The organism is Massilia sp. HP4 (genome assembly GCF_005222695.1).
In the GTDB taxonomy this organism is placed as follows: domain Bacteria; phylum Pseudomonadota; class Gammaproteobacteria; order Burkholderiales; family Burkholderiaceae_D; genus Telluria.
Genome location: NZ_STGG01000001.1, coordinates 41567 through 52779 on the forward strand (window position 1 = coordinate 41567; position 11213 = coordinate 52779).

The 11213-nt window shown below is 61.7% G+C and carries 13 protein-coding genes; 9 read left to right on the plus strand and 4 right to left on the minus strand.

What is annotated here, in order from left to right:
• Positions 1-23: 23 nt before the first annotated feature.
• Complete coding sequence (locus E8M83_RS00215; RefSeq protein WP_229491368.1) at positions 24-560, plus strand: lysozyme; 537 nt, start codon at positions 24-26, stop codon at positions 558-560.
• 9 nt (positions 561-569) lie between these two features.
• On the plus strand, positions 570-1028 hold the full coding sequence (locus tag E8M83_RS00220) for a hypothetical protein (protein WP_137171378.1): 459 nt from the start codon (positions 570-572) through the stop codon (positions 1026-1028).
• A gap of 27 nt (positions 1029-1055) precedes the next feature.
• On the opposite strand, the gene E8M83_RS00225 is transcribed toward E8M83_RS00220, so the two are convergent.
• From E8M83_RS00225 to E8M83_RS00240, 4 genes are read right to left on the minus strand one after another with little or no spacing between them, the layout of a single operon-like run.
• Positions 1056-1604: an RDD family protein gene (locus E8M83_RS00225; protein WP_137171379.1), complete on the minus strand. Its 549-nt coding sequence runs from the start codon at positions 1602-1604 to the stop codon at positions 1056-1058.
• On the minus strand, positions 1591-2418 hold the full coding sequence (locus E8M83_RS00230) for a DUF3106 domain-containing protein (RefSeq protein WP_137171380.1): 828 nt from the start codon (positions 2416-2418) through the stop codon (positions 1591-1593). Before E8M83_RS00230 ends, E8M83_RS00225 begins: the two co-directional genes overlap by 14 nt.
• Entirely contained in the window at positions 2415-2831 is a 417-nt protein-coding gene (locus E8M83_RS00235) for a DUF3619 family protein (protein ID WP_137171381.1), read from the minus strand. The genes E8M83_RS00230 and E8M83_RS00235 overlap by 4 nt, the downstream gene beginning before the upstream one ends.
• Entirely contained in the window at positions 2828-3400 is a 573-nt protein-coding gene (locus tag E8M83_RS00240) for an RNA polymerase sigma factor (protein ID WP_137171382.1), read from the minus strand. The genes E8M83_RS00235 and E8M83_RS00240 overlap by 4 nt, the downstream gene beginning before the upstream one ends.
• 220 nt (positions 3401-3620) lie before the next feature.
• On the opposite strand from E8M83_RS00240, the gene E8M83_RS00245 reads away from it, so the two are divergent.
• The 7 genes from E8M83_RS00245 (at position 3621) to ilvC (ending at position 11044) form a co-directional block, all read left to right on the plus strand.
• On the plus strand, positions 3621-4496 hold the full coding sequence (locus tag E8M83_RS00245; RefSeq protein WP_137171383.1) for a TauD/TfdA family dioxygenase: 876 nt from the start codon (positions 3621-3623) through the stop codon (positions 4494-4496).
• 17 nt (positions 4497-4513) lie between these two features.
• Complete coding sequence (locus tag E8M83_RS00250; RefSeq protein WP_137171384.1) at positions 4514-5518, plus strand: ABC transporter substrate-binding protein; 1005 nt, start codon at positions 4514-4516, stop codon at positions 5516-5518.
• A 1-nt stretch (position 5519) separates the two neighbouring features.
• The gene (locus E8M83_RS00255; RefSeq protein WP_137171385.1) at positions 5520-6362 is read left to right on the plus strand and encodes an ABC transporter ATP-binding protein; all 843 of its coding nucleotides are present in this window, start codon (positions 5520-5522) and stop codon (positions 6360-6362) included.
• Positions 6362-7237, plus strand: a complete 876-nt coding sequence (locus tag E8M83_RS00260; protein ID WP_137171386.1) for an ABC transporter permease — start codon at positions 6362-6364, stop codon at positions 7235-7237. Before E8M83_RS00255 ends, E8M83_RS00260 begins: the two co-directional genes overlap by 1 nt.
• A 471-nt stretch (positions 7238-7708) precedes the next feature.
• A complete protein-coding gene (locus tag E8M83_RS00265) occupies positions 7709-9436 on the plus strand; it encodes an acetolactate synthase 3 catalytic subunit (protein ID WP_137171387.1) in 1728 nt (575 codons plus the stop codon).
• The gene (ilvN, locus tag E8M83_RS00270) at positions 9436-9927 is read left to right on the plus strand and encodes an acetolactate synthase small subunit (RefSeq protein ID WP_137171388.1); all 492 of its coding nucleotides are present in this window, start codon (positions 9436-9438) and stop codon (positions 9925-9927) included. The genes E8M83_RS00265 and ilvN overlap by 1 nt, the downstream gene beginning before the upstream one ends.
• A gap of 100 nt (positions 9928-10027) precedes the next feature.
• Positions 10028-11044, plus strand: a complete 1017-nt coding sequence (gene ilvC, locus E8M83_RS00275; RefSeq protein WP_137171389.1) for a ketol-acid reductoisomerase — start codon at positions 10028-10030, stop codon at positions 11042-11044.
• Positions 11045-11213 lie beyond the last annotated feature (169 nt).

Here is an 11213-nt window from a genome sequence, read left to right on the forward strand (position 1 = left end):
GTTTATGTCGATGTGAGTGGACTATGTTCAATGCCACTAGTAAAGGTCTGCAACCAAACAATGGTATGAAAATGTCGCCCGCGGCAAAAATGCGTATGCGGCAAACTGAAAAGGCAATCTATCGTTACTACAATGATATGGGGAAGAATAAAGGGAATTGCACTTGGGGCGTTGGCATTCTGGCTCACAAAGGGGTTTGCACACAAGAAGAGCTGGGGCGAAGAGTCTCAGTCGGATTAGTTAATCTAGAGTACGAGCGGAGGGTTGCCGAAGTAGAAGGCATCGTGCGGCGCCGGGTCACTGTCGCGCTCAATCAGAATCAGTTCGATGCATTATGTAGTCTCGTCTATAACGCTGGGGAAAAAGGAGCGAGCGATACTTTTAGATTTATAAACCAGGGAAATTTTTCTGGTGCGGCCAAGAATATCTCCCTATTAATCAAGGTCGGTATAACAGAGAATGGAAAGAAGAGATATGTCGTAGCTCCAGGGCTAATTAAAAGGCGTGCTGAGGAAAGTGCTCCATTCCGGGTCAATAACGCAGGCACTGCCAAGGAGTGAGGTAATATCATGATCATTAACAGACTTCCAGCCAAGATTCAACGTCACTGGATTTCGTCTTTCATCCTCACACTGCTTCTTGCGACTGCGCCGCTCGTCCAAGGTGCAGATTCGACAGAACGCCGTGTCTCCGGACAGTGGAAATTTATTGCTGCGCTAGATGGTGCCGACATTGTCTCCCTCGATGAACATGAGGCGCAGAAACTGATCGGCCATATTTTTTTAATCAGCAAACACAGAGTGAAATTCGACGATCGCGACTGTGGTGAAACCGGATTCGCAGCCCAGAAAGTAGAGCCAAATCTTCATCTGCGCAAGGCATTCCACGCAGACGCAGAAAAACTGGGGCTGCCAAATCCGGTGACGGTGGTTGATCTCAGCTGCACATCGGTATTCATAAAGAGCTCGAACAGGCTCGTGATAGCCTGGCAAGGCTGGTTCTTTGAAGCTGTGCGAGTGAAGCGCTAACCCTGTCGCGTTGCGACAGGCGGTCGATCAGCGTTTGATCTTTGGTAGCTGGATCAGGCGTGTGCCGGCCAGGCGGTCGTGCGGGAACTGGCGTTCCTTGTCGAGGAAGGCCGTGAGCGCCCACACGACGATGCCGACCGTGAGCGCAATCGCGATCTCGCCCTTGGCATGCACCCCGAACAAGGCGCACACGATCAGCGCCGGCGCGAACCAGCACCAGGCCAGCAGGTAGCGCACGATGGCCGTGCGCCATGGCAGGCGTGTGTGGCCTGGCTGGACCACCTTGATGCGCCAGGTCTTCATGGCCAGCGTGTGGCCGCTGTCGCGCCAGCACCAGGTGAAATACAAGCCGGTGACCAGGAACAGGTAGAGCTTCAGCCCGATCTGGAAGACGGGCTCCTGGCGGTTGCCGGTAAGGAGAAGATAGACCAGCACCGCCAGCATCTCGACAGCGAACAGCAAGAAGAATTCATAGACCATCGCCATGAGGCGGCGCTTGATGGTCGGCGTAGGAAACGACATCGCCTTTGCCGGGACGGCCAGGGTCTGGTCGACGGCCGGCTCAGTTGCTTGCATTGGCAGCCTGGGCGGGTGCTTGCTGGCCGCCAGGCGCCGCGATGGCGCCGCTGCCGGCAGTGGCGGCGGGGGCGTTCGGAGCAGGCGCAGGCGGCAGATTCGGGCCGGGTGCGGCGCCGGCTGGCGCCGCACCCGGCGGCACACCCGCCATCTCCGACGGCACCACGATATCGGTGCCGATCAGGATGCACTCGGCGCCACGGCGTGTGGTGTTGGGCGGGCAGGGCGTCGGCACGACCAGCATCGGCGCTTCGGGCAGCGCGATCGGGATGCTCTTGTGGCGCGTCGCCGCGGGGCTGTTGGCCAGCTTGCGTTTCTGGTCGGCCGACAGCTGCTTGTAGTTTTCCCAGTCGGCCGCCTTGTCGCCCTGCGCCACGCGGCTCGCGCGGCTGTAGTTCTCGCGCGCCAGTTCGCGTTGCGCAGGAGTGAGCTTCATCCACTGGCGCATGCGTTCGTGCACCCGCTGCTGCTCGGAAGCGGGCATCGATGCGAAGCGGGCCGACATCTCGATCCACTTGCGCTTGCGCGGACCTTCCATGCGGTCCCATTCGGGCTCGAGCGGGGCCAGGGCGACCTGCTGGGCATTGCTGAGGTCACGCCACAAGGGCTTGTCGAGGGTTTTCGGAAGAGGACGTTCGCCATCCACGACCTGCGTCAGCGCCGGTATCACGGACGGGGTGTCGAAACGGTCGACGATGACCCAGGCGATCACACCCGCCACCAGCACGCCGGCCACCGTCTTAAAAACGGGAAACCTTGATTTCGGCGCGCCGGCCTTGCTTGCGCGGGACTGTGAAACGTCTTTCTTCGTCATTGCCGGCGCTGCTGCGACTCCAGGTAGGCGGAAAAGCCAGGGTCGAGGTAAGCGTTCAGCGGCAGCTCATCGGACAGCACGGCGGCGTCGATGTCGGCCAGTTCAGCGATCTGCTGTTGCTGCTCATGCTGGTACATGCCGCCCATGCCGATCACCAGCGCCAGGACGGGCACGGCGACGGCCAGGCGCGACATGGCCGGGGTGCTCACGAAGCCGCCGAAACTGGCGAAGGCCTGGCGCCAGCCGGAACTGGCGGACTTGACCTGGAGGAAAGATTCCTCTGGCTTCTTACGCGCGAGCGCGGCCGCGCGGGCGGCTGCCAGCCGGTCGGTCGTCGATGCCGGCAGGTGGTCGAGCTGTTCGTTCAGTGCGTGGCGTACCTTGTACGCCAGGTTGATGTCGTCGGTATTCATAGTCTGATTCCCTTGGCCTTGAGCGCTGCGGCGAGGGCGTGGGTGGCACGGGAGCAATGTGTTTTGACGCTACCCTCAGAGCATCCCATCGCTTCGGCCGTTTCGGCCACGTCCATATCCTGCCAGTAACGCATGAGGAAGGCTTCCCGTTGACGCGTTGGGAGCTTTTGTACTTCTTCTTCGATCAAACGCAAGGTTTGTGCGCGCTCAACCTGGTCCGCACTCGACTCCGCGGCAGCCGATCCATCTTCAGCCTCGTATGAGGCAAGTATATCAAAGTCATCGTCGTCATCCCCCTCCTTGCGGCTGAAGCCCGAAAACAGGCTGACCCAGGTGTTGCGCACCTTCTCGCGCCGGAAGTAGTCGAGGATCGTCGTCTGCAGGATGCGCTGGAACAGCATCGGCAGCTCGGCGGCCGGCTTGTCGCCGTATTTCTCGGCCAGCTTGATCATGGCGTCCTGCACGATGTCCAGCGCCGACTCGTCCTTGCGCACCGCATACACCGCCTGCTTGAACGCACGCCGTTCGACATTCTCGAGGAAGTCGTTGAGTTCTTTATCTGTGGCCATGCGGGTTCAGGGAAGCGCTACTCTTGCTCGTGCTTTAGGGAAAACTTTCGCATCCTAGCAAAAAACGACCCATCCTGCACCGACAACGCGCAGCAGCGCCGGCCGGGGATGCCATTTGCATAAGTGTCAAAAACCGCATGAGGTTAGCTGAAAACATTCGTTGTTGGGGCAATCGCGCGTGGATAGGCTGCTAGCACGACCATACTGCAAGCTCGCCATCATGCCGCTCGATATTCCCCGCCAAGAATTTGTCATCCAGCCATTTGCCGGCGCACCGCTGGGCGCCGAAGTGCTTGGGCTCGACCTGTCGCGTCCGCTCAGCCTCGAGGATTTCCAGCGCCTGCACCGCGCCCACCTCGACCATCACGTGCTGGTATTTCGCGACCAGCACATCACACCGGCCCAGCAAGTCGAATTCAGCCGCCGCTTCGGCGCACTGCAAATCCATGTGCTGCGCAATTTCCAGCTGCAGGGCCACCCCGAGGTGCTGATCGTCTCGAATATCCGCGAGAACGGCGAGCCGATCGGCCTGGGCGACGCCGGCCACTTCTGGCATTCCGACCTGTCATACAAGGAAACGCCGAGCCTGGGTTCGATGTTGCATGCGCAAGAGCTGCCGTCTGAAGGTGGCGACACCCTGTTCTCGAACCAGCACACGGCCTGGGACGCCTTGCCCGATGAGCTGAAAGGCGAAGTCGAAGGCTTGCAGGCCGAGCACTGGTACCTGGCCAAGTATGAAGAACTGCGCCAGCGCAATCCATTCCGCCCCAAGCTCACCCAGGCCCAGATCGACGAAGTCAAGCCGGTGAACCACCCGGTGGTGCGCACCCATCCCGAGACCGGCCGCAAGGCCCTGTTCGTCAGCGAACACTTCACGACCCGCATCCTGGGCGTGTCCGAGCAGCGCAGCCGCGAACTGCTCGATGCGCTGTTCGACCACGGCACCCGCGCCGGGCACGTGTACCGCCACCAATGGCGGCCGCACGATATGGTGTTCTGGGATAACCGCTCGCTGATGCACCTGGCGGCCGGCTGTCCCGACCACCTGCGCCGCAAGCTGTACCGCACGACCATCGAAGGCGACGTTCCGTTTTGACTCATACCGGGAAACACATGAAACTCTATACGAAGATCGTTGCGGCCACTGCAGCGCTGGCGCTCGCACTGCCGTCGTTGGCGCAGGCCGAGGGCAAGATCCGCATCGCCGAGCAGTTCGGCGTGGTCTACCTGCTGCTGAACGTGGCGCAAGACCAGAAACTCATCGAAAAGCATGGCAAGAAGCAGGGCGTCGACGTCGATGTCGACTGGGTCAAGCTGTCGGGCGGCGCCGTGATCAACGACGCGCTGCTGTCGGGCTCGATCGATGTCGCCGGCGCCGGCGTCGGCCCCCTGATGACGATCTGGGACCGCACCAAGGGCCGCCAGAACGTGCGCGGCGTCGCCTCGCTGGGCAGCTTCCCGTATTACCTGGTCAGCACCAATCCGGCGGTCAAGAGCATCGCCGACTTCGGTCCCAAGGACCGCATTGCGCTGCCGGCAGTCACGGTGTCGGTCCAGGCCCGCATCCTGCAGATGGCCGCGGCCAAGCAGTGGGGTAATGCACAGTTCAAGAAACTCGATCCGATCACCCAGACCGTGCCGCACCCTGACGCGGCGGCCGCCCTGATTGCCGGCAAGACCGAGCTGAATGCTCACTTCGGCGGGCCACCATTCCAGGAGCAAGAGCTGGCGGGTAACCCGAACGCACGCATCGTGCTCGACTCCTACCAGGTGCTGGGCGGGCCGGCGTCGGCCACGGTGCTGTACGCCACCGAAAAATATGTGAAAGAGAATCCCAAGACCTACCGCGCCTTCCTCGATGCGCTGGCCGAGGCAGCGCAGTACGTCGCGGCCAATCCGGAGGGCGCGGCCGACGCCTACCTGCGCGTCAACAAGGGCAATATAGACCGCGCGTTGCTGCTGAAGGTGATCAAGGATCCCAAGACGCAGTTCCGCGTTGCGCCGCAGAATACGCTGGGCCTGGCGCAGTTCTTGCACCAGGTTGGCGCCATCAAGAACAAGCCGGCATCGTGGAAGGATTACTTCTTCGAGCATCCGGTCATTGCCAACGGGAGCTGAGATGAGCACCCCCGTCATTCCACTGAACCTGGTGCCGCAGGAGCCCTTGCTGCGCGCCGAACATGTCACGCTCGAGTACGCCAGCGAGCGCGGCATCGTGCGGGCCACGGACGACGTCAGCTTCGACCTCCACCGCGGCGACCGCTTCGTGCTGCTGGGGCCGTCCGGCTGCGGCAAGTCGACCTTGCTCAAGGCGATCGGCGGCTTCATCGCCCCGCGCGCCGGCAGCCTCAGCCTGTCTGGCAAGCCGATCACGGGGCCGGGACCTGACCGCATCGTCGTGTTCCAGGAATTCGACCAGCTGCCGCCGTGGAAGACGGTCAAGCAGAACGTGATGTTTCCGATGCTGGCCGGTGGCGTAGGGCGGGCAGAGAGCGACAGGCGTGCCCGCCACTGGCTGGGCAAGGTCGGCCTGGCGCGCTTCGCCGATGCCTATCCGCACACGCTCTCGGGCGGCATGAAGGCGCGGGTGGCGATCGCCCGCGCGCTGGCAATGCAGCCGGCCGTGCTGCTGATGGACGAGCCGTTCGCCGCCCTCGATGCGCTCACCCGGCGCAGCATGCAGGAAGAACTGCAAACGCTGTGGGACGAGATCGGCTTTACGATGCTGTTCGTGACCCACTCGATCGAAGAGGCGCTGGTGGTGGGCAACCGCATCCTGCTGCTGTCGCCGCATCCGGGGCGGGTGCGGGCCGAGCTCAATAGCCACCAGTTCAGTTTGTCGAGCGCCGGCAGCCAGGAGTTCCAGGCCGCCACCCAGCGCATCCATGGGCTGCTGTTCGGTGCCGACGAGGCATCGCAATATCCACACCATGGCGCACATCAGGTGGCGGAGGCGCACTGATGACGACCTTGCGTGAACCGCCGATCCGGCCCGAGTACGTGTTGCCTTCAAGGCCGACGCTTGCCGTGCCGGCGCCTGGCGCGGCGCCCGCTGTCGCGCGCTCGTTCGATCGTTTCGGCTGGCTGAGGAAACCCGCCATCCTGCTGGCGCTGGCCGTCGTGTGGGAAGCCTTGGCGCGCTGGTTCGACAACGACTTGCTGCTGCCGGGCGCGCTGCAGACCGGCAGGGCCTTCGTCGAAGGCATGCTGTCGGGCGAGCTGGTCGGTTATGTGTCGGTGTCGTTGGCAATCCTGAGCCAGGGCTTCCTGCTGGGCGTGTTCGGGTCTTTCCTGCTGACCTGGCTGGCCGTCTCGAACCGCTTTGGACGCGAGCTGATCGACACGCTGACCTCGATGTTCAATCCGCTGCCGGCGATCGCGCTGCTGCCGCTGGCGCTGCTGTGGTTCGGGCTTGGCAAGGGCAGCCTCTTGATGGTGCTGGTGCATTCGGTGGTGTGGCCGCTGACCCTGAACGCCAGCGCCGGTTTCCGCGCCGTGCCCGAGACCTTGCGCATGGCCGGCCGCAACTATGGGCTGGGTGGACTGCGCATGGTGTTGCAGATCCTGATTCCGGCGGCGTTGCCGGCGATTCTGTCGGGCCTCAAGATTGGCTGGGCGTTTGCATGGCGCACGCTGATTGCGGCCGAGCTGGTCTTTGGCAGCACGTCGGGGCAGGGCGGGCTGGGGTGGTATATCTTCCAGAGCCGCAATGAACTGTTTGCCGACAAGGTGTTTGCGGGGCTGGCGACCGTGATCATCATCGGGCTGGCGATCGAACACTTCGTGTTCCAGGCACTGGAACGCGTTACCGTCCGGCGGTGGGGCATGCAGCGTTGAATGCGCGGACGGCATGGCCGTCCATCCCGCGCGTGTATCCTTCTGAGCAAATTTCGCACACATTTCGCCTTGTCGGCCAAATTTGTTGCACCAATTTCGTTCATGAAGCGATTTTTATCTTTCCTTCTTGACCAAAATGGTGCGGCGCGGTAAGGTGTCCCTCACGCTTTGCATCCCCAAGGCTTTACGTCACCCTGAGTCGGCACACAAGGCCCAGTCCGGTTGTGACACGCTTTCATTTGTAGGCAGTTTGCTCCGACCCGCGCCACAAGCGCGAGAGATGCGTACGACCGCTACAAACACTCAAGCTCAACGAGTTGCGCCCAGCGCCGGTGCGTAAGGACCCTACGGTGTCCGAAACATCGACGTGCACGCAGAAAGTAGTCAAGCCTGAGCGTTGTCGCGCAAAGACGCATATCGTCAGGAACGGGCATCCGATCAATCTCCCATTGGGTTTTGAAAGGAATGTACATGAGTAACGAATCAGCAGTCCCGATCACGGGCGCTGAGATAGTGGTCCGTTGTCTGGCAGAAGAGGGCGTCAAGCACGTCTTCGGTTACCCGGGCGGCGCGGTCCTCTATATCTACGACGCGATTTTTCAGCAGGACAAATTCCAGCACGTCCTCGTCCGCCACGAACAGGCCGCGATCCACGCCGCCGACGCCTATTCGCGCAGCTCGAACACCGTGGGTGTGGCCCTGGTTACCTCCGGCCCTGGCGTCACCAATGCCGTCACCGGCCTCTCGACCGCCTATATGGATTCGATCCCGATGGTCGTGATCTCGGGCCAGGTGCCGAGCCATGCGATCGGCCAGGATGCCTTCCAGGAATGCGATACCGTCGGCATCACGCGGCCGGTGGTCAAGCACAACTTCCTGGTCAAGGACGTGCGCGAGCTGGCCTCGACCATCAAGAAAGCCTTCTTCATCGCCCGCACCGGCCGCCCCGGTCCCGTGCTGGTCGATATTCCGAAGGACATCACGGTCAATAAATGCCTGTACGAGTACCCGCGCGAGATCGAGATGCGCTCGTACCGTCCGGTCGACAAGGGTCATGCCGGCCAGATCCGCAAGGCAGTCCAGCTGTTGCAGAACGCCGAACGCCCGATGATCTATGCGGGCGGCGGCGTGATCCTGGCCAATGCTTCCGATGAGCTCAATCGCCTGGTCGAAAAGACCGGCTTCCCGGTCACGAATACGCTGATGGGCCTGGGTGGTTCGCGCTCGTCCGATCCGCATTTCGTCGGCATGCCGGGCATGCACGGCACCTATGAAGCGAATATGGCGATGCAGCACTGCGACGTCCTGATCGCCATCGGTTCCCGTTTCGACGACCGCGTGATCGGCAATCCGAAGCACTTCGCCTCGCATCCGCGCAAGATCATCCACATCGACATCGACCCCTCGTCGATCTCGAAACGGGTGCGGGTCGACATCCCGATCGTCGGCAACGTCAAGGACGTGCTGGTCGAGCTGCTGTCGCAGCTCGATGCCGGCAGCGTCCAGACCAATACCAATGCGCTGCAGGGCTGGTGGAAGCAGATCGCCGAATGGCGCGGCCGCGACTGCCTGAAATATCCGACCTCGGATATCGTGATCAAGCCGCAGGCGGTGATCGAGCAGCTGCATAAGGTGACCAACGGCGACGCCTTCATTACTTCCGACGTGGGCCAGCACCAGATGTGGGCCGCACAATACTACCCGTTCGACAAGCCACGGCGCTGGATCAATTCCGGCGGCCTGGGCACGATGGGCGTCGGCCTGCCGTTCGCGATGGGGGTGCAGATGGCCAATCCGGATGCGACGGTCGCCTGCGTCACCGGCGAGGGCTCGATCCAGATGTGCATCCAGGAGCTTGCTACCTGCAAGCAATACCACCTGACGCCGAAGATCATCCTGCTCAATAACCGCTTCCTGGGCATGGTGCGCCAGTGGCAGCAGATCGACTACGGTTCGCGCTATTCCGAGTCGTACATGGATTCGCTGCCAGACTTCGAAAAGCTGGCCGAGGCCTATGGCCATGTGGGCATGCGCATCGAAAAGCCGGGCGACGTCGAGGGTTCGCTGCGCGAAGCCTTCGCCATGAAAGACCGCCTGGTGTTCATGAACTTCATCACCGACCAGAACGAGAACGTCTGGCCGATGGTCAAGGCGGGCCGTGGCCTGAATGAAATGCTGCTCGGCTCGGAGGACCTGTGATGCGACACATCATCTCTGTCCTTATCGAGAACGAGGCCGGTGCGCTGTCGCGCGTGGTCGGCCTGTTCTCGGCGCGCGGCTACAACATCGAAACCCTGACCGTGGCGCCGACCGAAGACGCGACCCTGTCGCGCATGACGATCGTCACCTCGGGTTCGGACGACATCATCGAGCAGATCACCAAGCACCTGAACCGTCTGATCGAGGTGGTCAAGGTGGTCGACCTGACCGAAGGCCAGCACATCGAGCGCGAGCTCATGCTGATCAAGGTGCGCGCCGTTGGCAAGGAACGCGAAGAAATGAAGCGCACCGCGGACATCTTCCGCGGCCGCATCATCGACGTGACCGAAAAGACCTACACGATCGAGCTGACCGGCGCCAAGTCGAAGCTGGACGCCTTCATCGACTCGATCGACCGGGCTTCCATCCTCGAAACGGTCCGCACCGGCGGCTCCGGCATCGGCCGTGGCGAACGCATCCTAAAAGTCTGATCAAAAAAACGCTGAACATTGGACGTAGGGTTGGCGGCTATGCCGCCGACGCGTGACGCCCGAATACCCACTAAATTTACTCAAATACAGGACACCCAAAATGAAAGTTTTCTACGATAAAGACTGCGACCTCTCCCTCATCAAAGGCAAGAACGTCGCCATCATCGGCTACGGCTCGCAAGGCCACGCCCACGCCCAGAACCTGTCTGAATCGGGCGTCAACGTCACCGTCGGCCTGCGCCGCGGCGGCGCATCGTGGAACAAGGTCGAGCAGGCCGGCCTGAAGGTCGCCGAAGTCGACGAGGCAGTGAAAGCCGCCGACGTCATCATGATCCTGCTGCCTGATGAAAACATTGCCGAGGTCTACAACAACAACGTCGCACCGAACGCCAAGCAGGGCGCCGTGCTGGCCTTCGCCCACGGCTTCAACGTCCACTACGGCCAGGTCGTGCCACGCGCCGACCTCGACGTGATCATGGTCGCGCCGAAAGCGCCAGGCCACACCGTGCGTGGCACCTACACGCAAGGTGGCGGCGTGCCGCACCTGGTCGCCGTCTACCAGGACAAATCGGGCGCGGCGCGCGACATCGCGCTGTCGTACGCCATGGCCAACGGCGGCGGCCGTGCCGGCATCATCGAGACCAACTTCCGCGAAGAAACCGAGACCGACCTGTTCGGCGAGCAGGCCGTGCTGTGCGGTGGCGCCGTCGAGCTGATCAAGGCAGGCTTCGAGACCCTGACCGAAGCCGGCTACGCGCCTGAAATGGCCTACTTCGAGTGCCTGCACGAGCTCAAGCTGATCGTCGACCTGATCTACGAGGGCGGCATCGCCAACATGAACTACTCGATCTCGAACAATGCCGAGTATGGCGAGTACGTGACCGGCCCGCGCATCGTGACCGAAGACACCAAGAACGCCATGCGCCAGTGCCTGAAGGATATCCAGACCGGCGAATACGCCAAGAGCTTCATCCTGGAAAACAAGGCCGGCGCCCCGACCCTGATCTCGCGCCGCCGCCTGACGGCCGAGCACCAGATCGAAGAAGTCGGCGCCAAGCTGCGCGGCATGATGCCATGGATCGCCAAGAACAAGCTGGTGGATCAGTCGAAGAACTGATCGATAACTTAGATTACCGGCTGCGGTGAATCCGCAGCCAACAGCAAATCGGGGGTCAGGTTGAGATGGTCCGGGTTTCATGAACATCCAAATAAGGGACAATATGTCCCTAAAGGATAAACATGAAAAAGAAACAGCTACCATCGAAGCGGGAGATCATTCCCGCCAC

Coding starts and splice junctions, on each gene's coding strand:
- E8M83_RS00250 (WP_137171384.1), top strand. CDS start 4,514: ATGAAACTCTATACGAAGATCGTTGCGGCCACTGCAGCGCTGGCGCTC.
- E8M83_RS00245 (WP_137171383.1), top strand. CDS start 3,621: ATGCCGCTCGATATTCCCCGCCAAGAATTTGTCATCCAGCCATTTGCC.
- E8M83_RS00255 (WP_137171385.1), top strand. CDS start 5,520: ATGAGCACCCCCGTCATTCCACTGAACCTGGTGCCGCAGGAGCCCTTG.
- ilvN (WP_137171388.1), top strand. CDS start 9,436: ATGCGACACATCATCTCTGTCCTTATCGAGAACGAGGCCGGTGCGCTG.
- E8M83_RS00225 (WP_137171379.1), bottom strand. CDS start 1,604: ATGCAAGCAACTGAGCCGGCCGTCGACCAGACCCTGGCCGTCCCGGCA.
- E8M83_RS00235 (WP_137171381.1), bottom strand. CDS start 2,831: ATGAATACCGACGACATCAACCTGGCGTACAAGGTACGCCACGCACTG.
- E8M83_RS00215 (WP_229491368.1), top strand. CDS start 24: ATGTTCAATGCCACTAGTAAAGGTCTGCAACCAAACAATGGTATGAAA.
- E8M83_RS00230 (WP_137171380.1), bottom strand. CDS start 2,418: ATGACGAAGAAAGACGTTTCACAGTCCCGCGCAAGCAAGGCCGGCGCG.
- E8M83_RS00265 (WP_137171387.1), top strand. CDS start 7,709: ATGAGTAACGAATCAGCAGTCCCGATCACGGGCGCTGAGATAGTGGTC.
- ilvC (WP_137171389.1), top strand. CDS start 10,028: ATGAAAGTTTTCTACGATAAAGACTGCGACCTCTCCCTCATCAAAGGC.
- E8M83_RS00220 (WP_137171378.1), top strand. CDS start 570: ATGATCATTAACAGACTTCCAGCCAAGATTCAACGTCACTGGATTTCG.
- E8M83_RS00260 (WP_137171386.1), top strand. CDS start 6,362: ATGACGACCTTGCGTGAACCGCCGATCCGGCCCGAGTACGTGTTGCCT.
- E8M83_RS00240 (WP_137171382.1), bottom strand. CDS start 3,400: ATGGCCACAGATAAAGAACTCAACGACTTCCTCGAGAATGTCGAACGG.